This window comes from Candidatus Pseudothioglobus sp. Uisw_050_01, from assembly GCF_048085775.1.
In the GTDB taxonomy this organism is placed as follows: Bacteria; Pseudomonadota; Gammaproteobacteria; order PS1; family Pseudothioglobaceae; genus Pseudothioglobus.
In genome coordinates this window covers 892,755-913,747 of record NZ_CP159804.1, presented here as the reverse complement: position 1 = coordinate 913,747, position 20,993 = coordinate 892,755, and the positions used below count along the sequence as shown (strand labels likewise).

Annotated in this window: 20 protein-coding genes; 11 read left to right on the top strand and 9 right to left on the bottom strand. The window is 37.3% G+C overall.

Annotated elements, in window-relative coordinates:
* A complete protein-coding gene (gene nrdR / locus ABXT51_RS04560) occupies positions 1-453 on the bottom strand; it encodes a transcriptional regulator NrdR (RefSeq protein ID WP_271558716.1) in 453 nt (150 codons plus the stop codon).
* A gap of 5 nt (positions 454-458) precedes the next feature.
* Complete coding sequence (gene glyA / locus ABXT51_RS04555) at positions 459-1,712, bottom strand: serine hydroxymethyltransferase (RefSeq protein ID WP_416693986.1); 1,254 nt, start codon at positions 1,710-1,712, stop codon at positions 459-461.
* A 201-nt stretch (positions 1,713-1,913) separates the two neighbouring features.
* Here glyA and ABXT51_RS04550 point away from each other — a divergent pair, with 201 nt between their 5' ends.
* The 5 genes from ABXT51_RS04550 to ABXT51_RS04530 are packed head-to-tail and all read left to right on the top strand — an operon-like array spanning position 1,914 to position 6,132.
* Positions 1,914-3,200: a D-amino acid dehydrogenase gene (locus tag ABXT51_RS04550; RefSeq protein ID WP_416693984.1), complete on the top strand. Its 1,287-nt coding sequence runs from the start codon at positions 1,914-1,916 to the stop codon at positions 3,198-3,200.
* Positions 3,193-4,272, top strand: a complete 1,080-nt coding sequence (gene alr / locus ABXT51_RS04545; protein WP_416693982.1) for an alanine racemase — start codon at positions 3,193-3,195, stop codon at positions 4,270-4,272. Before ABXT51_RS04550 ends, alr begins: the two co-directional genes overlap by 8 nt.
* A gap of 53 nt (positions 4,273-4,325) precedes the next feature.
* The gene (locus tag ABXT51_RS04540; protein ID WP_416693980.1) at positions 4,326-5,141 is read left to right on the top strand and encodes a phytanoyl-CoA dioxygenase family protein; all 816 of its coding nucleotides are present in this window, start codon (positions 4,326-4,328) and stop codon (positions 5,139-5,141) included.
* A gap of 22 nt (positions 5,142-5,163) precedes the next feature.
* Entirely contained in the window at positions 5,164-5,517 is a 354-nt protein-coding gene (locus ABXT51_RS04535) for a cupin domain-containing protein (RefSeq protein ID WP_416693978.1), read from the top strand.
* Positions 5,518-6,132: an amino acid synthesis family protein gene (locus tag ABXT51_RS04530; protein WP_416693976.1), complete on the top strand. Its 615-nt coding sequence runs from the start codon at positions 5,518-5,520 to the stop codon at positions 6,130-6,132. It abuts the gene before it with no gap.
* 11 nt (positions 6,133-6,143) lie between these two features.
* Here ABXT51_RS04530 and ABXT51_RS04525 read toward each other — a convergent pair whose 3' ends face one another.
* Positions 6,144-7,433 carry an MFS transporter gene (locus ABXT51_RS04525; protein WP_416693974.1) on the bottom strand — a complete coding sequence of 430 codons (1,290 nt, stop codon included), beginning with the start codon at positions 7,431-7,433 and terminating at the stop codon, positions 6,144-6,146.
* A 99-nt stretch (positions 7,434-7,532) separates the two neighbouring features.
* Between ABXT51_RS04525 and ABXT51_RS04520 the strand changes: the two genes are divergently transcribed.
* Positions 7,533-7,811: a GIY-YIG nuclease family protein gene (locus tag ABXT51_RS04520; RefSeq protein ID WP_271537782.1), complete on the top strand. Its 279-nt coding sequence runs from the start codon at positions 7,533-7,535 to the stop codon at positions 7,809-7,811.
* Between the two features lie 2 nt (positions 7,812-7,813).
* Here ABXT51_RS04520 and ABXT51_RS04515 read toward each other — a convergent pair whose 3' ends face one another.
* Positions 7,814-8,341 (bottom strand): peroxiredoxin, encoded by a 528-nt coding sequence (locus ABXT51_RS04515; protein WP_416677016.1) that lies wholly within the window; start codon positions 8,339-8,341, stop codon positions 7,814-7,816.
* 49 nt (positions 8,342-8,390) lie between these two features.
* Entirely contained in the window at positions 8,391-8,543 is a 153-nt protein-coding gene (locus ABXT51_RS04510) for a hypothetical protein (protein WP_416693972.1), read from the bottom strand.
* Between the two features lie 400 nt (positions 8,544-8,943).
* Here ABXT51_RS04510 and ABXT51_RS04505 point away from each other — a divergent pair, with 400 nt between their 5' ends.
* Positions 8,944-9,612, top strand: coding sequence for a response regulator (locus tag ABXT51_RS04505; protein ID WP_416693970.1), 669 nt, complete (start codon positions 8,944-8,946; stop codon positions 9,610-9,612).
* Complete coding sequence (locus ABXT51_RS04500; RefSeq protein ID WP_416693968.1) at positions 9,609-11,069, top strand: ATP-binding protein; 1,461 nt, start codon at positions 9,609-9,611, stop codon at positions 11,067-11,069. Before ABXT51_RS04505 ends, ABXT51_RS04500 begins: the two co-directional genes overlap by 4 nt.
* Before the next feature lies 1 nt (position 11,070).
* Here ABXT51_RS04500 and ABXT51_RS04495 read toward each other — a convergent pair whose 3' ends face one another.
* The gene (locus tag ABXT51_RS04495; protein WP_416693967.1) at positions 11,071-12,444 is read right to left on the bottom strand and encodes a DEAD/DEAH box helicase; all 1,374 of its coding nucleotides are present in this window, start codon (positions 12,442-12,444) and stop codon (positions 11,071-11,073) included.
* A gap of 217 nt (positions 12,445-12,661) precedes the next feature.
* Between ABXT51_RS04495 and ABXT51_RS04490 the strand changes: the two genes are divergently transcribed.
* Genes ABXT51_RS04490 through ABXT51_RS04480 form a run of 3 tightly spaced genes read left to right on the top strand, consistent with a single transcriptional unit; the run spans position 12,662 to position 15,980 of the window.
* Positions 12,662-13,423: an electron transfer flavoprotein subunit beta/FixA family protein gene (locus ABXT51_RS04490; RefSeq protein ID WP_416650648.1), complete on the top strand. Its 762-nt coding sequence runs from the start codon at positions 12,662-12,664 to the stop codon at positions 13,421-13,423.
* Positions 13,423-14,349: an electron transfer flavoprotein subunit alpha/FixB family protein gene (locus ABXT51_RS04485; RefSeq protein ID WP_416686093.1), complete on the top strand. Its 927-nt coding sequence runs from the start codon at positions 13,423-13,425 to the stop codon at positions 14,347-14,349. The genes ABXT51_RS04490 and ABXT51_RS04485 overlap by 1 nt, the downstream gene beginning before the upstream one ends.
* 11 nt (positions 14,350-14,360) lie before the next feature.
* Positions 14,361-15,980, top strand: a complete 1,620-nt coding sequence (locus ABXT51_RS04480) for an electron transfer flavoprotein-ubiquinone oxidoreductase (RefSeq protein ID WP_416693965.1) — start codon at positions 14,361-14,363, stop codon at positions 15,978-15,980.
* Between the two features lie 2 nt (positions 15,981-15,982).
* Here the strand turns inward: ABXT51_RS04480 and pta are convergent, their stop codons facing one another.
* The 3 genes from pta to ABXT51_RS04465 form a co-directional block, all read right to left on the bottom strand.
* Positions 15,983-16,948 carry a phosphate acetyltransferase gene (gene pta, locus ABXT51_RS04475; protein WP_416693963.1) on the bottom strand — a complete coding sequence of 322 codons (966 nt, stop codon included), beginning with the start codon at positions 16,946-16,948 and terminating at the stop codon, positions 15,983-15,985.
* Between the two features lie 82 nt (positions 16,949-17,030).
* Positions 17,031-19,940, bottom strand: a complete 2,910-nt coding sequence (gene sauS, locus ABXT51_RS04470; protein ID WP_416693961.1) for an acylating sulfoacetaldehyde dehydrogenase — start codon at positions 19,938-19,940, stop codon at positions 17,031-17,033.
* 80 nt (positions 19,941-20,020) lie between these two features.
* On the bottom strand, positions 20,021-20,980 hold the full coding sequence (locus ABXT51_RS04465) for a Bug family tripartite tricarboxylate transporter substrate binding protein (protein WP_416693959.1): 960 nt from the start codon (positions 20,978-20,980) through the stop codon (positions 20,021-20,023).
* Positions 20,981-20,993 lie beyond the last annotated feature (13 nt).

Here is a 20,993-nt window from a genome sequence, read left to right as displayed (position 1 = left end):
TTATTTATTCATTAATTTATCAATTTCACTTTTAAAAGCTTCAATGTCTTGGAATTGACGATAAACTGAAGCAAATCTTATATATGCAACTTCATCGAGAGCCCTCAGTTCTTCCATTACCCACTCTCCAAGCATTGAAGAAGGAACCTCTCTGTCATTTTGAGCCATCAGTTTTCGTTGAATTTTTTGAATTGCAGTTTCAATTTTTGAAATTTCAACGGGCCGTTTTTCGAGAGCTTTTAGTAATCCAGAGCGAAGCTTATCTTCGCTAAATGATTGCCTGGATTCATCACTTTTAATGAGTCTTGGTAAATTTAAATCAACTGTTTCACGAGTAGAGTGTCTTTCACCACAAGCGATGCATTCCCTTCTTCGGCGGACTTGAGAGCCATCATCAAGTAATCTAGTATCTAGGACCTTGGTGTCATCAGATTGACAAAAAGGACATCTCATAGCGGTTACTTATAAACTGGAAATCTAGAACAAAGCTCTCCAACCTTTGCTCTTACTTCATCAATAACAGATTGATTTTCTAAATCATCACAAATGTCACAAATCCAGTTGGTGATGTCTTTGCACTCAGATTCACCAAAACCTCTTGTTGTTCCCGCAGGAGTTCCAACACGTATACCGCTGGTTACAAAAGGTGATTGAGGATCATTTGGAACGGAGTTCATATTTACTGTAATGTGTGCTTCACCTAGCGCATTATTAACTGCTTTTCCTGTTAGCCCTTGCTCTATAAAGCTTACTAAGAAAACATGATTATCGGTGCCGCCTGAAACAACGTCATAGCCTCTTTCAAGGAAAACGCTTGCCATGGCTCTAGCATTAATAACGACTTGTTTTTGATACGCTTTAAAGTCATCACTCATAGCTTCTTTAAAGGCAATCGCTTTAGCTGCAATGATGTGCATTAATGGACCACCCTGTATTCCTGGGAATATAGCAGAGTTAAGTTTTTTTTCAATTTCTGGATTTGCTCTAGCAACAATTAAGCCGCCACGTGGACCTCTCAAGGTTTTATGCGTCGTTGTAGTGCACACATCAGCAAATTCAATAGGTGATGGATAGTCACCCGTTGCTACTAAACCTGCAACATGAGCCATATCAACAAGAAGGTAAGCTCCTACCATGTCAGCGATTTCTCTAAAGCGAGCCCAATCAACAATCCTTGAGTATGCTGAAAAGCCAGCAATTACCATTTTTGGTTTATGGTCTAACGCTAAACGCTCAACTTGGTCGTAATCAATCTCACCAGTGGACTCATCTAGGCCATATTGAATAGCATTAAAATTTTTACCTGAAAAAGAAGGCGCAGCGCCATGCGTTAAGTGACCACCATGCGCCAGACTCATTCCCAATATAGTATCGCCTGGAACCAAAAGCGCTTGAAAGACTGCAGCATTTGCAGTTGAGCCAGAATGTGGCTGCACATTTGCATAGGCAGCTCCAAACAATTCTTTTGCTCTACTTATAGCTAAGGTTTCTGCAACATCGACGTGCTCACAGCCGCCGTAATATCGCTTACCAGGATAACCCTCAGCATATTTATTGGTCATTTGACAGCCCTGTGCAAACATGACATTCGGCGAAGTATAGTTTTCAGATGCGATTAATTCAATGTGCGCTTCCTGTCTTGCATTTTCAGCATTTATTGCATTTGCAATCTCAGGATCAACATCATTTAATGTTAGGTTTTTATCAAACATAATAGCTCCATAAAAGGAATCTTAAAACGTTAATTTTAACCACTTTATTTAGTAATATCCAAACTAAATTATTCTTTTTTTTTTAAAGATTATAGTATGTTTTTTATATAGCTTTATTATTTGAAATTAAGTTCAATTCTTGAGTAAATCATTGATATTTCTCAGTGGTAAAATTACCTTTTATATTTATTTTTTTAAACAATGAATGTGCTAGTTTTAGGTGCTGGAATTATTGGCACAACTTCCGCCTATTTCCTTGCTAAACAAGGACATAATGTTACTGTTATCGACAGGCAAAAGAGTGTGGCTATGGAAACAAGTCATGCTAACGCAGGTCAGCTATCGTATGCATTTTCATCACCTTGGGCAACACCAAGCTTACCACTGAGTTTGATTAAGTGGACTCTTGGCGGAACATCACCATTGGTTGTTAATCCAAACGTTAGCCTTGAAACGATTAAGTTTATGTATCGAACGTATAAAAATTGCAACTCTAATAGCTATGAAATTAATAAAAGCCGCATGCTTAGAATTGCAAACTATTCTCAAAAAACTTTAATCGATTTAGAGAGTGAATTTGATGTTAATTATGAGCAAAGAAAACAAGGATCACTTCAGTTATTTTGGAGTCCTAAGGATCTTGAAAAAGCAAAACAAGATATGGCAATCCTAAAGAAATTTAAGATTCAATATGAAGTGCTTGATGCACAAGGGTGTGTAGAGGCTGAGCCTGGACTTCAATATATTAGAAATAAACTTTATGGCGGCCTCCGATTCATCAATGATTACACAGGAAATTGTTATTTATTTACCAGTGAATTGTATAAAAAATGTCTAGAAATGGGCGTTAAATTTGAATTTAATACTCATATTGAATCTATTCAAATTAATAACAATAAAGTTTCTTCAGTTAAAACAAATCACGGTGAATTAACCGCAGATAATTATTCAGTTTCGCTTGGTAGTCACTCACCCAAAATTCTCTCCAGTGTGGGCATTGATATTCCTGTTTATCCAGTTAAAGGTTACTCCATTACCCTTCCAGTATTAAATGATACAGATGCCCCTCAGTCAACGATAATGGATGATAAGAATAAAGTTGGTATTACCAGACTGGGAAATACTATAAGAGTTGCTGGAATTGCACATTTGACAGACTATAATTCAAGTCTCAGGGAAAAGTCACTTCATTCTTTAAAAAAAGGCCTCAATAATCTTTTCCCTCATGCGGCAAAAGAAACTAATGATATTAACTTTTGGACAGGCTTTAGGCCTAGCACTCCTGACTCAACTCCTATTATTGGTGCAACGCCTTACTCAAACTTATATTTAAATACTGGTCATGGAACTCTAGGATGGACAATGTCTCTAGGCTCTGGCAAACTATTAGCAAACATAGTTTCGGGCAATGAGCCTGAAATATCATTAGAAGGAATTGACATGAGTCGCTACAAGTACTCTAATAAGACGAATTTAAATTATGGCTAGAAAGTGCACTGCAGTTATAAATCTTAGCGCAATTAAACAAAACTATCTTTATGCTAAATCCTTATCTGCTAACTCCTATGCAATTGCAGTTGTTAAGGCTAACGCCTATGGTCATGGCGCTGTTAAGGTTGCTAAATATCTAGAAGATTGTGCTGATTTTTTTGGCGTTGCGTGCATTGAAGAGGCTATTGAATTAAGGGCTTCTGGATTAAGCAAAACCCCGGTCTTGCTGATGGAAGGTATTTTTGAGTTATCGGAGCTTACCTTGGCAATTAAAAATAACTTAACAATAACAGTATGCAGTCCACTTCAACTTGAGTGGATTCTTAATGTCACAATAAATAAAAAGATTGATGTTTTTATTAAGCACGACTCTGGAATGGGAAGGCTTGGCTTTCAAGGTGCTCAATTTAAGGAGGCTATTAGCTCTCTAGAAAAAAGTAATAACATTAATAAGATAACCCTGATGACACATTTTTCTAGTGCTGACAACCTAGAGAGTAAGTCGACTTCAGAGCAAGTTATTGATTTTGAAAATGCTAGTGGTAATCATAATTATTCATTATCTTTAGCTAACTCGGCTGCTATTTTGGCCTGGGAATCAACTCATAAAGATTACACTCGTCCAGGTATTATGCTTTATGGCTCTTCTCCATTTAAAGATACATTACATCAAAAAAAGTTAGCTCCTGTGATGACTCTATCTTCTTCACTGATCTCTGTAAAAAGCTTTAAAGCAGGCCAATCAATTGGCTATGGTGAGCGCTTTATTTGCAAGAAAGATACACTGATAGGCGTTGTGGCTATTGGGTATGCAGATGGCTATCCCCGAAGCGCTAAAGATGGAACCCCTGTGTTCATTAATGGCTTGAGATGCTCAGTAGCAGGAAGAGTTTCGATGGACATGATGACCATTGATTTAAGTAATGCTTTAAATCCTCAAGTTGGCGATCGAGTTGAGCTCTTTGGTGAAAATATTCCTGTAGATGAGCTTGCAGAATGCTGCAATACCATTTCTTATGAAATATTTAGTAAAATTACCAATAGAGTTTATAAAACTTACGTCCAATAATTTTTCAATACTAATATAATGCATTTAATTCATTATTTTATTTCTTAAAAACCATGCTTTCACTTACCCAAATAAACACATTTAATAAAGATGGATACCTAGTAGTGGAAGATTTTATTAATCAAGAACAAAGAGAGCTTTTAATGAAGCGCGCTGAAAAACTTATTGATGATTTTCAGCCACCCTCTTCACATTCAGTTTTTACAACTGATGAACAGGAAAGAACGAGTGATGAATATTTTTTAAGTTCTGGGGATCAAATTCGATTTTTTTTTGAAGAAAAGGCAATCGATGACAATGGAAACTTTACCGTTCCCAAACAAAAATCTATTAATAAGATAGGCCATGCGCAGCATGAATTAGACCCTGTCTATAAAAAAGTAATCAATGAGCTTAATTTACCAGAAATTGGCTTACAGCTTGGAATCAAAAAACCTAGAAAGCTACAATCCATGCACATTTTTAAGCAGCCTAGTATTGGTGGGGAGGTTGGACTTCACCAAGATTCAACATTCTTATACACAAGCCCAATGAGCTGTATCGGTTTTTGGGTAGCCCTTGAGGATGCAAATAAAGAAAATGGCTGTTTACAAGCAATTACTGGAGGACACTCAATTCCACTTAAAAAACGCTTTAAATTGTCTTCTGGTGGAGGTACTGAGTTTGAAATTTTAGATGACAGTCCTTTTCCTGATAACGAGTTAGACATGCTTGAGGTTAAGGCTGGCACTCTAATTATCTTGCATGGTCAGCTTCCTCATTATAGTGCTGCAAATACATCAGAGCGATCTCGACAAGCGTTTAGCCTTCATTTAGTGGATCAAGATTGCCACTATGCAAAAGATAACTGGCTACAGTCTGAATTTTAAATTTAACGCCTAGATAAAACTTATGAATGATAGAAAAACAATTGATGTTCACAATCTTGAATTTATCCCATTTGATCGTTATGGCTCTCCCGTTCCAAAAATGAGTTGGCATATTATCAGTTATGACCAAGTATCAGGGCAAGGAAGCTATGTCTTAAAAATGGAGCCAGGCGCACAAACTGTCCCGCATACGCATATGGGTTTCGAGGAGTTTTTCATTGTGGAAGGAGAACTAATTGACTCAGACGGAGCAGTCTTTAATAAAGGTGAATTTGTTTCTTTTAAGCCTAGGAGTCAGCACTCTTCTTATTCTGAAAAAGGCGCCTTAATTATCGTTTTTCAAAGAGGTTTAAATATACCTTTGAAGGAGAAATAAATGCCAGTTGAAATTAGGAAAACGCTTTTACACGTTGAAAAAACTCTTATTGAAGGTAACAAAAAAGCAGACAAACCGCTTACTTTAATAGCAGCGATTGCTGTTATAAAAAATCCTTGGGTTGACCTGCAAAATGCCGGTAAATTTACAGAAGACCTCAAGCCAGGAATTCTAGATGTTGCGCCAGAGCTTGGTGAAATATTAACCGCCATGATTATTAAGGAAGCTGGCTCAGGTGATAAAGTAGAAGGGTATGGTAAATCAGCCGTAGTAGGACTTAAGGGTGAAATTGAGCATGCTTCTGCCATTATCCATACACTTCGATTTGGCAATTACTATCGTGAAGCTGTTGGAGCTCAATCTTACTTATCATTTTGCAATACAAGGGGCGGTGCAAATGCGCCAATCATGATTCCTTTAATGGATAAAAATGATGCCGGACGGCGCTCTCATTACTTGACAATTCAGCTCGCTATACCTGACGCTCCGGCAGATGATGAGTTGGTCATCGCGCTAGGCGCTTCAATCGGCGGTAGACCGCATCATAGAATAGGTGACCGCTATCAAGATTTGAAAGACTTAGGTCATGACGTAGACAACCCTGCAAACGTATAGACAAGAATTTATTAGCTTTCTGAATCTGATTGAGATTCTATAGCTTCCTCTGCAATCACTTCCATTGCAACCATACTTGGTCTTTGCGCCATAACTTGGAAGTCTGATTGATCCGACTCGTCAACATCTTCATTAATAAACATCATAACAAACACTGTTACCCCAATTACCAAGTGAACTAGGCTTAAGTACAATAAGAAGCCAATGCTATCAAATAAATTCAGGAAATAACTCATCGTGAAAGGTCCTAATGCCGCAAAGACACTAAAAACAAAAACAATTGTCCCGCTAGCACTGACCATTTGACTTGGCTTTAAGCGGTCATTAGTTTGAGCAACACCAAGTGAATAGAGTGGTAATGTGCTTGCACCAATCAATCCATTTAAAACTAAGAAAGTAGTTTTAGAAAAATCAAACATTACAAGAAGTACACAAACCCCTATAACTATTGAGCAGCAAAGTAGAATTACCTTTCTTCGATCAATCTTGTCAGATAACCAGCCAAGTGGCCACTGTGATAAGGCGCCAAAACCAATAAAAAGAGTCATAAAAAGTGCGGTCTCAGAAATACTTAAACCCGACTGAATTGCGTAAATTGTTCCAACACCAAAGAAGCCTGCAGAAGCGAGCCCAGAGATACCAATCGTTGCAACCCCTGAAGGTGAGGCTTTCCATAATGCCTTAAAACCTAAGGGTTCCTGCATCTCAACTTCAGGAGCTTTTATTTCAGTTAAAAGAATTGGGATTAGGGAGACTGAAAGCAAGATAGAGGCAAGTAGAAATAAATTTACACCTGCTGGGCTATCAATCACAAATAAGCCCTGACCCATTGCAAGGCCGCCCCAAACAACCATCATATGAATTGAAAATAGTTGCCCACGATTTTCATTAGAAGAAATTGAGTTGAGCCATCCCTCAACAATTATCATGATTCCAGCAACACAAAAACCTGACAAAAACCGAGCAACAAACCAGACGGGTGGCTCAATAAATAATAACTGTATTAGAATTGCAGTTGAGGCGATTGAAGCAAAAGCGGCGTAAGTTCGAATTTGGCCAGTCTTTTTGATTTGACCAGGAGATATCAAAGAGCTTGCAAAAGCGCCCAAAAAATAACCCGACATTACTAGGCCGGTTGTAAGAACAGAAAAACCTTCATAATCTGCCCTCCAGCTACTTAAAGTTCCCTGTAAGCCATTTCCCAAGCTAATAAATAATATTCCTAGGAATAATGGCCATATAGCGCGCATAACGATAGTCAACATAACAATTTCAGTTCCATTAGGGTATAAAAAAATCATTGATAAAAAAGAAACAGTTTATCATGACACTTTTTTTATAAAAAATGGATTTTAATGTATTTTTGCAGAGTGTTTTCACAATTATGGTAAAAAGTTTAAATGATTGATATTTCTGAAAAAATATGGACTATCTATATTCTTGAGTGCGGCGACAAAACACTCTATTGCGGAATTACAAATAATATAGAAAATCGTCTTAAACAGCACAATGGTGAAATTAAAGGTGGCGCTAAATACACCAGATCAAGACAGCCATTAGAATTAGTCTATCAAGAGAGTGCTATATCAAGAAGTGAAGCTTTAAAGAGAGAAATTGTAATTAAAAAAATGACAAGGAAAACTAAAACAGCTTTAATTCATTTAAATAAATCAAACTGAAGTTATTCTTGCAATATAGACAGATCGTTTAAGACCATCTGTGAGTGCGTTTTAGGATCTACTGATAAGTAAATTTTAGATAGTAACCCTTCAGGATTAATAATAAAGGTATTTCGCTTTGCGCTCTTAAAGCCAATAAAGCTATTAAGAGAGTCATAAGATTTTGCAACTATGCCCTCTTCATCTGAGAGCAGTGAAAAAGGTAAATTATTTTTGTCAGAAAAGCGTTTGTGAGATTCGACACTATCAAGACTTACACCAAATACAACAGACTTACTTGCAATAATCCTTTTAACCGCATCTCTAAAGTCACATGCCTGAGTGGTGCAGCCAGGCGTGTCATCTTTAGGATAAAAATAAAGAATTACCCATTTACCCTTATAGTCCGTCAATTGATGACTTTGACTATTCTGATCATCAAGAATAAAGTTTGGCGCTTTATCGCCTAATTCCAACGATGCATAAGAAGTGGAATAAAATGCTAATAAAAAAGATACAAGAAAAACTTTTTTGATAGATTTTATGAACATTATGAAATAGCCTTTGAATTTAGGTTGATTTTAATTAAAAAAAATAGATTTATTTATTTTTCTTAGAGTTACTTATAGCGCTTTGATACCATTTCATTGCTTTTAATAATTGCTTTTCATTGATATTATTCCTCTTACAATAAGATTTAGCAATATTTGCTAAGGATGGCTTTAAAGATAATTGTTTCTGTGTTTGATTCATAGTTAATCCAAGAAAAATGCTTTAGTTGACCGATAAGGAGTGACCTGTCAACTAAAGCGGATACCTCTTATGCCAAACGGAGAGAGAATGACAAAAGTTTTGAGGTTCTTTAAAAAACTTAAAATTCGTAAACATTGCCTTTAGCTATTAGAGACTTGCATAATGCTTATGTATAATCCATTAACAAATGAAGAGATTATTAGCATTATGTTTAGTTGCAATTTAAAGGGGTTGTAATTGCAACGGCTCTAATAAACTAAAAACAATATGCATATAATAATCACTACGTCAAACTTTCAAATGTTTAATAAATGGAGTTTTGATGAAGACTTTATGAAGTTTCTTTCAATTTTTTTGTTTTAAACTACAATAACTTTTTTATTAGAAATTATTATCACAAATGCAAACCATCTTAATAGTTGAGGACGATAAAACAATTGCTGAGAGTATTGCTTTTATCCTTGAGCAAGACTCTTTTAATTGCAAGTGGTTTGACAATGGTCAAGACGCGCTTGATTATATAAACAATAACGAAGTTGACCTAATTCTTCTTGACGTTGGTTTGCCTGATATGAGTGGATTTGACGTTCTTAGGAAGGTGCGTGAAAAATACAGCTTACCTGTTATTATTATTTCAGCAAGGGATGATGAGTCGGATCAGGTTCTTGGTCTTGAAGGTCTTGGAGCTAACGCTTACGTAACTAAACCATTAAGCCCAAGACTTGTTGTTGCTCATGTTCGTGCTCAGCTAAGAACCGGAAAATCAAACACTACTGCTGGAAGCTCAAAGTTTGGTATTAATCATGCTATGCAAAGAGTAGTTTTTAATGATACTGAGCTAACGCTTACTCCAGCAGAATTTAAAATTTTATCTCACCTTGTTAAAAACCCAAACAGAGTTCACTCCAGAGAGTTTTTAATGAGCATTATTTGGGACAGGCCACATGGCTCTGACATTAAAACAATTAATACTCATATTAAATCAATTCGCAAGAGGCTTCATGAGGTTGAGGAAAACAGCGATTTTATTGAAACCCATAGAGGAATTGGATATAGCCTAATTGAATGAGACACTTTAAGCTCAACATTGGTACCAAACTCTTTCTTCTCTACTTCATTATAAGTTCAACTTTACTTTGGGTCTTTGCTCATAGAACCGCCCTTGAATCAGCAAAATCAGTCATGGTTGAGGTTTCAAGCCTAATGAGCAGAGTAGCCTCTCAAAACAACAAAGATGGTGAAATTGATTTAGAAACCTTTGAAAGTTTGATTGTCAACTATTTACGCTCTCAAAGAAACACAATAGATCCCAACAGTAATCAAAAACTTGAAAACCTTGCAATCTATGTTACTGACAAGAATGGCCTCCTTGTATTAGATTCTAGAGGACTTATACTCGGCAAGGACATGAGAGCTCATAATGAAGTTAATTCAGCCCTAAGTGGTGGTCAAGACATCACCAGTGTTGCTGTTGAGAATGTTCCTGGGCCCAAAAAAGCTAGAGGAGTTGTCATTGATTACTTATACCAGTCAAGGTTTCTTAACGCTTCAAATCCAATTTATGGAAACAACGGTGAAATCCTAGGTGCGGTAGTTGTTGTAGCGCCTTTAATGGATTTATTAGATCAAAACTATCTCTTACAATTTATCTTTTATATTTTTCTAATTTCATTAATTTTTGGTGCTTTAGGTAGTTACAGGATTTCCAGAAATATCAGGCGCATAGAAAAATATACCACCAGTCTTTTTAGTGGTGAAGATGTGGTTGCTCCTGATCTTAACAATCAATTCAATAAACTTGCAAAAACTATTGAAAATGCACGAGCCGAGGTTGAGCTTAAGGACGATGTTGAGCAGTATATTGATACTCTGGCGCATGAATTAAGAACGCCTATAACAGGAATTCAGCTTACTGCTGAAAACTTACTCACGCCAATGAGTGACGAGCAAAGAAAAAGGTTCATTGAAAACATATTGGATTCAAATAAGCATATGGATCTTCTGGTTAATAGATTGCTCGATCTATCAAGAATTGAAAGACGGGAAACGCTTAAGGCCATTGAGCCACTGAACATTTTGCAGATCGTTAATAACGTTTTAAAGGCGCCTAGCCGCTCAAAAAATATCTCAGATAAAGATTTAAATATAGTTCTTGAGATCAACAATAAATCTCTAATTAAGGCTGAAAAAATATTACTAGAGCAAGCTATTGGAAATATTGTAAATAACGCTTTAGACTTTAGTCCAAAATCAGGAACAATTACGATTAAGTCCTCTGAAACTAATGCCGCCATTTCAATTATCGTTCTTGATGATGGGCCAGGAATACCACCTCATGTTCTCAGTAAGTTGTTTACTCGGTTTTTTTCTGTCTCTAGGCCAGATACAGGTGCTCGAGGAAACGGCCTAGGGCTTCGATTTGTTCGAAAAATAATGCAGCTTCATGGCGGCGAGGTAACCCTTCAGAACCGTTTTATTCAGCAAGGAGCAGAGGCAAAACTCAGGTTTCCTACTAATATTATGTAGCCTAGCTTATAGGTTTAGGCTTTCTGCTTAGTTTTTTACTCCAAAATTCGCGTTTTTTTGCCTGATTTGGTTTTTTTTGTTCATCTCTTTGGCCGTCACTATTTTTAGCAGTACTGCCCTGAGAATCATTTTTGTTTCTAGCTCTATTACGATTTCTATTTCTTCCTTGGGGCTTTTGATTACTTGGTTTCTTTGGTTTTTTGGATCTTACCGGAAGCAGTTCGCGCGACTTTGGAAGATCATGATTTGGCACAAAGCCATCAATTAACTCACGTTCTAGCTCTTTTTGAATGAGGCGCTCAATATCAAATAATTGTTTGGCTTCGTCTGCACTGACCAAAGAAATTGCTTCGCCGCCTCTTCCCGCCCTTCCAGTTCGGCCAATTCTATGGACATAGTCCTCTGGGACGCTCGGTAAGTCAAAATTAATCACGTGTGGGAGTTGATCAATATCAATGCCGCGCGCTGCAATATCAGTAGCCACAAGGACTCTCACTTTTCCAGCCTTAAAATCAGCTAATGCACGAGTTCTAGCACCCTGACTTTTGTTTCCATGAATTGCAGTTGCACTGATGTTTTTCTTTTCTAGGTTAGTAGCAATTCTATTAGCGCCATGCTTAGTTCTACTAAATACGAGAACTTGTTGCCACTCTCCCTTGTTGATTAAATGGGTTAAAAGTGCGGTTTTGCTAGACTTGTCTACTGGACAAATCCAGTGCTTTATTGCCTCAACTGTAGAGTTCCTGGGCGTAACCGAAATCTCAGCTGGTTCATGGACAAGACCCTTTGCAAGTCTGCGGATGTCCTCAGAAAAAGTTGCTGAAAACATTAATGTTTGGCGTTTTTTTGGTAATAATTTAATAATTCTTTTAATGTCATGAATAAACCCCATGTCAAGCATACGATCAGCTTCATCCAAAACCAATATCTCTAATTCATTAAAATTGACAGCATTTTGAGAATGAAGGTCGAGAAGTCTTCCAGGAGTTGCAACTAATATGTCAACCCCCTTTCGAAGCTTTTGCATTTGAGGGCCAATACCAACGCCTCCAAAAACGACTGTTGAGTTCAACGGCAGGTTCTGACCATAAGTTTTAACACTTTCAAGGATTTGTGCAGCAAGCTCTCGGGTTGGCGTTAATATAAGAGTGCGAGTGTGATTTGATGATGGTCTTTTACCATCTGAAAGGATTTGTAATATTGGCAGGGTAAAACCTGCAGTCTTTCCTGTACCGGTCTGAGCAGCAGCCATTAAGTCTTTTCCCTCTAAAACAATGGGGATAGATTTTTCCTGAATTGGCGTAGCGTCAGAGTAGCCTTGCGCTTCAATAGCATCAAGAAGTTGTGGTAATAGTCCTAGCGTTGAAAAATTCATCTGGTAGCATCAAAAAAAATATGGGTGTATTTTACGGGCTTAGTTGAGCCATAACTTGTAATCTCAAATATGAATGGAAATGCTAAGCAAAAAAGAAGACTATGTTTTACATTGAACCTTATGCTATTTAGTTATAATAAAATTGTATTTTCTTGCTCTAGACAAAGGTAATTTATATGGTATTATTCGCGAGTTTTGTAACGAAATTTAATCAACTATGAAAATAATTATTCCTATCAAGCGAGTCCTTGATCCCTATACGCAAGCCCGAGTTAACAAGCAAACTGAGCAAGTTGATCTTACCAATGCAAAGATGGCTATGAATCCTTTTTGTGAGATTGCAGTTGAAGAGGCCTTAACTCTAAAAGAAAGTGGCGCTGCAACCGAAACTATTGCGGTTAGTATTGGTACTGATAAAACTGTAGATACTCTTAGAACAGCTCTTGCAATGGGCGTTGATCGTGCAATCTTTATTAAAACTGAATCTGAACTTGATTTACAGCCGTTACATGTTGGTAAAATTTTGGCTAATATTATTAAGCGCGAAGAAGCCGAACTCATCATAATGGGTAAGCAAGCAGTTGATAATGATAATAACCAAACGGGTCAAATTCTATCAGGCCTTTTGGACTATTCTTTGGGTACTTTTATATCGCAATTCGATCTTAGCTCAGATGCCAGTAGTGTTGAAGTTAGTCGTGAAATTGATTCAGGAATTGAAACTAGAAAGCTTAATCTCCCAGCAATTGTAACGGTAGACTTAAGGCTAAATGAGCCTAGATATGCTTCACTCCCTAATATTATGAAGGCCAGATCCAAGCCCCTTGAGACAATTGAGCTAGATAGCCTTGGAATTGATACATCCCCGCGCATTAAAGTTATCAGTGTTGTGGAGTCAGGAACTAAAGATAGGGCCTCCAAGCAGATCAGTTCTGCTGAAGAGTTATTTTCAGAATTAAATCAAATGGGAGTTCTGTAATGTCAGCACTTATATTAATTGAACTCAACGGATCAGAAGTAAATGCATGTAGCAGAGCGGCTATTACTGCAGCCTCACAGCTTTCGGATAGCATTGACGCGCTGGTTCTAACGAACGACGCGTCAAACTCAGCATCTGTATCCAAGTTAGCTGGAATCAACTCAGTCAAAATGATTGTTGATGATGCGCTTGAGAATGCTAATGTAGAGGTAGCGAGCAAGCTAATTGCAGACGCAATGAGCGGGTATAAATATCTCGTTTCAGGCTCTTCAACTTACAGTAAAAATATTTTACCGCGCGTTGGTGCCCTTCTAGATGTTCAGCCAATATCAGACGTCTGTGAAATTAAGTCAAACAATACATTTGTGAGGCCCTTATACGCTGGAAACATAATGGCAACAGTAGAGTCTTCAGATGATACAATTATCATGACAGTTAGAGCAACTGCGTTTGAACATTCAGGCGATGGAGGTTCTGCTGAAGTTGAAGTATTGTCATCAACAATACCCGAGTCAAACTCAACCTTTATTTCACTCCAAGAATCTCAATCTGAACGCCCTGAGTTAACAACAGCAGCAAGAATTGTCTCTGGTGGTCGCGGACTTGGATCCAAAGAGAATTTTGCTCTGATTGAGCAATTAGCAGATAAACTTGATGCAGCAGTTGGCGCTTCAAGAGCTGCCGTAGATGCAGGCTTTATCTCTAACGATTATCAAGTTGGTCAAACTGGAAAAGTAGTTGCGCCTCAGCTATACTTAGCTGTAGGAATATCTGGCGCAATTCAACATCTTGCCGGCATGAAGGACTCACAGGTCATCGTTGTTATTAATAATGATCCTGATGCACCTATGTCTAGAATGGCAGATTTGGTATGGCAGACAGATCTATTTGGCGCTTTAAAAGAATTAAACGAATATCAAGTCTAGGAAGCTAGTTAATGGAAAGAGAGTCAATTGAATATGATGTAGTTGTTGTTGGTGGGGGTCCATCTGGACTAGCATCTGCTTGCAAACTCAAACAACTCAATCCTAATCTGTCGGTATGCCTACTTGAAAAAGGCGCCGAAATCGGCTCACACATTCTTTCTGGAGCAGTATTCGAGCCTAAAACCCTCTTTGATTTATTTCCAGAAGATGCCAAGGACTGCCCAACACTTAAGACCCCTGTAGCCAAAGACGATCTATACTGGCTTACTAACAATAACAAAAGTATAAAAATACCTTCTTGGTTAATGCCAAAAAGCCTTCACAACAAAGGAAATTACATAATATCACTTGGTGAGTTATGTCAATGGATCTCTGAGAAAGCAATGGAGCTTGGCGTTGATATCTTTCCAGGCTTTCCTGCCCAAAAATACCTTACTGATGAAAGTGGAAGAGTTATTGGTATTGCAACGGGTGATATGGGAATTGACAAAGAGGGAAATCAAAAAGGCACCTATACTCCTGGAATGGACATACTTGCTAAGCAGACAATTTTTGCAGAAGGTGCAAGAGGTCACCTAGGTAAGAAGTTGATAAAAGAGTTTAATCTTGATAAGGGAAGAACTCCTCAACATTTTGCTATAGGCTTCAAAGAAGTATGGGAAGTTGATAATGATAAGCATAGTCCCGGTGATGTTGTACATAGTATGGGATGGCCTCTTAAAGGTGGAACGTCTGGTGGTGGATTCCTCTATCACTTTGACGACAACAGAATCGCCGTTGGCTTAATTGTTGATCTCAATTATAGTAATCCAAGTCATAGCCCTTTTCAAGAATTCCAGCAATTTAAACAGCATCCATCCATTAAGCAATATCTTGAATCTGGCAAACGAGTTTCTTATGGTGCACGAGCAATCACCAAAGGCGGCATTAACTCCCTTGTAAAAATGGAGTTTGATGGAGGCATGATTGTTGGCTGTGATGCTGGAACTTTGAACCCAAGTAAGATTAAAGGTAGTCACTGTGCACTCCAATCTGGAATATTAGCCGCTGAGTATATTAATAAAGTGCTTTTAGAAGAAAACTGTGATTTTGATGACTTATTTAAAAGCAGCGCCCTTTACAAAGAGCTCTATGAATCTAGAAACTTTAGTGCCGCTATGCACAAATTTGGTTTTTATCTTGGCGCAGCTTATAACTTTATTGAATCAAATATTTTTCGAAATAAACTTCCGTTCACTATTAAAGATGAAAATAGGGATTGCGACTCATTAAGCCTTAGCAAGTCTTCGTCTATAAAAAAATATCCGGCTCCAGATAACATTTTGAGTTTTGATATTACCTCTTCTTTATTCTTGTCTGGAACGAATCATGAGGAAGACCAACCTGTTCATTTAAAGCTTACAGATGCGTCAATCCCCTTAGCTCACAATAAAAAACTCTATGATGAGCCAGCTCAGAGGTATTGCCCTGCAGGTGTCTATGAAATAATTGAAAAAGATGGTGAAGATTATTTCCAAATTAATGCGCAAAACTGCCTTCACTGCAAGACCTGCGACATTAAAGATCCTTCACAAAATATTAACTGGGTGCCTCCTGAAGGCGGTGGCGGGCCAAATTATATTGGAATGTAAGTTTAACTACATTGATTTGCAGTAATTACCACAGTGTTAACTATCTCATCCACGCTACAACCCCTAGATAAGTCATTAACTGGTTTTGCCAGCCCCTGAAGAATTGGGCCAATTGCTTTGGCTCCTGAAAATCTCTGAACCAGTTTATAGCCAATGTTTGCAGCATCAAGGTTTGGAAAAATTAAGACATTTGCAGGTGGTATAAATGAAGCCTCAGGATATTTAATTTTTAAGACCTCGTTATCTAGAGCAGCGTCAAGCTGAATGTTTCCAATTATTTGAGCACCTGCAAGCTTAGACTTTAAGTTATCAGTTGCATCTTTAACTTTATCAATCTCCGAGTGATTGGCACTTTGATTTGTTGAAAATGAAAGCATAGCCATCTTAGGCTCTTCCTTTAAAAACAATTTTGCCGCTTCATAGGCACTTTGGGCTATTTCTACAAGCTCTTCAGAGTTGGGATTAATATTCATTGCACAATCTGAAAAAATCATATTTTCACCATACATTTTGTGATTCTGATCAAACGCCATCAGAAATAAACTCGATACTAGTTTACTGCCTTTAGAAACGCCAATAATTCGAAGTGCATTACTAAGAACCTCTTGGCTTGGAGTTATAGCACCCGTGACAACGCCATCAACATCGCCCCTATGAAGGGCAATCATTGCAAATACAGTTGGGTTTGATATCATTTCAAGAGCAATCTCTAAAGTAACACCCTTGTGCTTTCTTATCTCAAACAAGGTTTGGGCATACTTGGCCTTCAAATCTTCGTTTTCACGGTTAATTGTTTCTATACCCAGAGAATGGTCTGAATTTATGTCAAAAAGCACAATTTGAGCAATTTTTTGACTCGAAAGAATTTGAGCCGCCTCTAAGACTCTAGAGTCACTAGATTCGGGTAATAAGATTCGTGGAAATTTAGCTTTAGCTTTGCTGGATAAATCTTCTAATAGCGCCATCATATTGCCTTAATTAAGTTCATCATAGTTTACCCGAAAATGCCTTAATTCAATTAAGGCTTAAACTCTAAAACTTAATACTCAATTAGGTATGACTATAGTGACTTGCGATTTTAAGACGTTGAATTTTTCCAGATGGACCTTTAGGTAATGGCTTATCAACAAAAATTATTTGACTAGGCGTCTTATATTCTCCAAGATCTGCTGTACAAAGTGCAAGTAATTCTTCCTCATTAACAAATAAATTATCTTTCAAAAAAACACAAGCTGAAATTTCTTCACCATAGTTTTCATCTTTTATGCCAAATGTACATGCCTCCAATACGGCATTATGTTTATAAAGCGTGTCATCAATCTCTCTAGGTGATATGTTTTCTCCACCTTTAATAATTAACTCCTTCTTTCTGCCAGTTATAAAAAAGAAACCATCCTCATCTTCAACACCAAGGTCGCCAGTCAAAAAATAACCATCTTTATTAAAAGCCTCTGCTGTTGCCTCTTCGTTCTTAAAATACTCTAAAAGAACGTTATCGCCTTTGATAACTAGTTCACCAATGTTTCCAAAAGCTAGGTAATTTCCAGAATCATCTATAATTTTAACTTCATTGCCATAAGGCCTTCCTGCAGAGCCATGCTTATATTGATCCATAGGATTTGAAAGGATTTGAGCTGACGTTTCAGTGAGGCCCATTGTTTCAATAATTTTAACATTAAATACTTTTTCAAACTTTTTATGGACTTCAGGAGAAAGAGGTGCTGATGCAGACCTACCAAAGCGTAGATTTTTAAGATTCAATGAACTAATATCAAAATTGTCATTAAGTAAATAATTAATAATCGTAGGAACAACACTAAACCAAGTGCATTTATATTTGTCAATAATATTCCAAAAATTAGTAACACTAAACTTGCTAACAATAACAACGCAGCTATTACTTACTAGGGCGCTTGCAATGGACACCATTTCAGCGTTAATATGGTAAAGAGGCAGCACGCAAAAAGATACATCATCTTTATTAATTTCATGCGCTAAAGCGGTATTTTTACCTCCAGCTAAAACATTTTTATGGGAAAGAAGAACCCCTTTTGGTACGCCAGTTGTTCCTGATGTGTATATCAATACTGCTGGCGCATCTGACAATAAAGTCTTAGTACTTGGATTAACAATTTTATGGTTATTAATTTCTAAGTCATTCGCTTTTTCATGGCAAGTTACTTGGACATTTGAGGCTTCAAGAATATCACTGAACTTATCAATATAGATCTTAGAGGCTAGTATTAGCTTGCACTCTGAGTGTTCTATTGTGTACTTAATTTGTTTAGCTCCTGCCAACACATTTAATGGCACAATTGTTATGCCGTGATACATTGCCGCAATAAAAAGAAGTGAAGATGCATAGCCGTTATCAAGCATAAACCCAACTTTATCACGCGTATGAATATTGTTTTTCTGAAAAAAGATACCTAGCTTCAAAATATCTTTTTTAAGCTGACCATATGAAATATGAAGGTCTAAATCTGCATCAATCAAATAGTTTTTATTTGGCGTAGTTTCTGCAAATTGATCAACCAGCTCTGGAATAGTAGAAGGCGTTAATGAATATTTTTCCCAGTAACTAAAAAAGATATCATCTTCCGAGGGCTCATTAACCTTAATGGTTTTAACTATTTTGGTTATATTTAGGTAGTGCTTATAATTTAAGTTTTCATCTGTAATATTATTACCCCATGTTCCGCAGCCCATTGATAATGAAAATGGAAGCCCATTATCAAAGTTACCACCAGTTGCAAAACAATGCGCTTGATTTACTATAACTCTACAAACAGGCAACTCATTTCCAAGTCTAAGAATATTATCTTTATTTTCACTATGTATACTGCAAGAATGTCCCTTGCCTTGATTGTCAAGAATGGTAGTAGTAATTTCAACGGCATGATCAAAATTTTTGGCTCTATAAACTGCCAAAACGGGTGAGAGTTTTTCCATTGAAAATGGGTAATCATTGCCAACATTTTCTTCTTCAACCATAAGAAACTTAGAATTCATATGTTTATCGTTAAGCCCTGCTAAAGAAGCAATTTCATTAGATTTTTTTGCAATTATATTTCGGTTTATGACGCCTTTTTTACTCCACATGTTTTTTTCAAGGACGGCTTTTTCCTTTGAATTTAACAATGAGCCACCCTCTTTTTCAAGGGATTTAATTAGTGCCTCATATACACTATCTAGAACAATAATACTGTTCTCTGAAGAGCAACTTGTTGCATTATCAAAAGTCTTTGAAGTCATAATTTTGTGAGATGCATCATTTAAATTAGCGCTATCATCTACTATGGCAGGAACGTTACCAACTCCAACACCAAACGTTGGGGTGCCACTTTGTAATGCTCTTTGTATATTATTTTGTGATCCAGTTGCCACAATTAAATCAACAAGTTTTGATAATTCGCTCGTATCATCTTTGCTGATTGGTTCAGGCAATGATTGAACGATATTTTTAGGTGCTCCAATACGCTGAAGGGCTTTTTGCATTAGCTCAACTACACTAGTGCAAACCAATGCACCTTTTGGTGATGGTGCCAATATGACTGCATTTCTGCATTTAAGTGCATTAATTACTTTATTTAAAGGGGTTGCAATAGGGTTTGTTGAGGGCACAATTGCGCCAACCACGCCAACTGGCCTTGCAATCTCAGTTAGGCCTTTTTTAATATCTTGATTTATAACTCCAACGGTTTTGACACCTTTTAGATCTCTGAGGAGTCCAATAGTTTTTCTTCGATTTTTTCTCATCTTGTCTTCAACATTTCCAAGACCAGTATGTTTTACTGCCATCTCAGAAAGTTTTTGATTATTTTCAGGCTGAATTACTTCCCAGGCAACTGCCAGAATTAATTCATCAATCTGCTCTTGAGAATAATCATTAATAATAGATTGTGCTTTTCTTGCCTCAATGACAATACTTGCTATTGATGATTTTTGTTTAATAGTCATTACTTATTTATATGAATTATAAGAATTTACTGGAGAGCTTTAATAGTCCTCCAGTAAAAAATATTTCAGCAAATTTTACTTTACTTGAGACCCGCTAGGAGCTCAGTAAGATATGCCTGTCTTTCATTCCACATGGCGATGACTTCGTCTCTAGACATCACTCTTGATGGCGAGTTAGTAGACTTCATTTTTCCTTGTGTTTTCTTTTCATTAAACATTGCAGGAACTTTGCTCGCAAGGTAATCCACAACATCTTGAGGTGTTCCAGAAGGGACCATTAACCCACGGAAGTTAACACTTGAATCGTCAACATCAACACCGCTTTCCATAAGCGTAGGAACGTCTGGCAAGTAGTCATGTCTCGTTAAGTCAGCAACAGCTAATATCTTTAGATCAGCTGCACTTCTTGCAGAGTCAGATAGATTATTAAAGCCAGCAACTGTCTCTCCAGCTTTAACCATTCTTAGAGCATCTACTCCACCCGAAGCAGGAATATAAGTTAGATTTGCACCAGATGCTTTTGCGAACTGCAAGAAAGCGATGTGGTGTCCAACAAATTTTCCAGCGCCACTAATTGTAACAGCGCCTGGATTTGCTTCAGCGTGAGCAAGCAACTCTCCTACCGTGTTAAATGGACTATCTTTACCAACAATCAAGACTGCAGGATCTGCACCCCAATTTCCAATTGGCTCAAGGTTATTGATATTGTACTTAGTATCAAATACAATTGACTGCGCTATAAAGTGTGGAACATTATAAGCACCAAGCATATAGCCGTCTTGTGAAGCTTCACTTGCAAACCAATTCCAACCTGTTCTTCCTCCAGCACCTGGCTTATTTAGGATATAGATTGGCTGGCCAATAAGGTCCGCCTTTCCTGAGGCTAATGTTGCAATTCTAGCTTGGAAATCTGTTGCTCCACCAGGTCCATAAGCTACCATTACGCCAATTGGCTTTTCAGGATAATCAGCCTGAGCTGGCAATAACATCATCGATGCTACAGCTAACAAGGCCACTTTAGTTATATTAATAATTTTCATTTTTTCTCCTTTT

Excerpts from the sequence above, each read along its gene's own strand:
- nrdR (WP_271558716.1), bottom strand. The coding sequence starts at position 453 with ATGAGATGTCCTTTTTGTCAATCTGATGACACCAAGGTCCTAGATACT.
- glyA (WP_416693986.1), bottom strand. The coding sequence starts at position 1,712 with ATGTTTGATAAAAACCTAACATTAAATGATGTTGATCCTGAGATTGCA.
- ABXT51_RS04550 (WP_416693984.1), top strand. The coding sequence starts at position 1,914 with ATGAATGTGCTAGTTTTAGGTGCTGGAATTATTGGCACAACTTCCGCC.
- alr (WP_416693982.1), top strand. The coding sequence starts at position 3,193 with ATGGCTAGAAAGTGCACTGCAGTTATAAATCTTAGCGCAATTAAACAA.
- ABXT51_RS04540 (WP_416693980.1), top strand. The coding sequence starts at position 4,326 with ATGCTTTCACTTACCCAAATAAACACATTTAATAAAGATGGATACCTA.
- ABXT51_RS04535 (WP_416693978.1), top strand. The coding sequence starts at position 5,164 with ATGAATGATAGAAAAACAATTGATGTTCACAATCTTGAATTTATCCCA.
- ABXT51_RS04530 (WP_416693976.1), top strand. The coding sequence starts at position 5,518 with ATGCCAGTTGAAATTAGGAAAACGCTTTTACACGTTGAAAAAACTCTT.
- ABXT51_RS04525 (WP_416693974.1), bottom strand. The coding sequence starts at position 7,433 with ATGATTTTTTTATACCCTAATGGAACTGAAATTGTTATGTTGACTATC.
- ABXT51_RS04520 (WP_271537782.1), top strand. The coding sequence starts at position 7,533 with ATGATTGATATTTCTGAAAAAATATGGACTATCTATATTCTTGAGTGC.
- ABXT51_RS04515 (WP_416677016.1), bottom strand. The coding sequence starts at position 8,341 with ATGTTCATAAAATCTATCAAAAAAGTTTTTCTTGTATCTTTTTTATTA.
- ABXT51_RS04510 (WP_416693972.1), bottom strand. The coding sequence starts at position 8,543 with ATGAATCAAACACAGAAACAATTATCTTTAAAGCCATCCTTAGCAAAT.
- ABXT51_RS04505 (WP_416693970.1), top strand. The coding sequence starts at position 8,944 with ATGCAAACCATCTTAATAGTTGAGGACGATAAAACAATTGCTGAGAGT.
- ABXT51_RS04500 (WP_416693968.1), top strand. The coding sequence starts at position 9,609 with ATGAGACACTTTAAGCTCAACATTGGTACCAAACTCTTTCTTCTCTAC.
- ABXT51_RS04495 (WP_416693967.1), bottom strand. The coding sequence starts at position 12,444 with ATGAATTTTTCAACGCTAGGACTATTACCACAACTTCTTGATGCTATT.
- ABXT51_RS04490 (WP_416650648.1), top strand. The coding sequence starts at position 12,662 with ATGAAAATAATTATTCCTATCAAGCGAGTCCTTGATCCCTATACGCAA.
- ABXT51_RS04485 (WP_416686093.1), top strand. The coding sequence starts at position 13,423 with ATGTCAGCACTTATATTAATTGAACTCAACGGATCAGAAGTAAATGCA.
- ABXT51_RS04480 (WP_416693965.1), top strand. The coding sequence starts at position 14,361 with ATGGAAAGAGAGTCAATTGAATATGATGTAGTTGTTGTTGGTGGGGGT.
- pta (WP_416693963.1), bottom strand. The coding sequence starts at position 16,948 with ATGATGGCGCTATTAGAAGATTTATCCAGCAAAGCTAAAGCTAAATTT.
- sauS (WP_416693961.1), bottom strand. The coding sequence starts at position 19,940 with ATGACTATTAAACAAAAATCATCAATAGCAAGTATTGTCATTGAGGCA.
- ABXT51_RS04465 (WP_416693959.1), bottom strand. The coding sequence starts at position 20,980 with ATGAAAATTATTAATATAACTAAAGTGGCCTTGTTAGCTGTAGCATCG.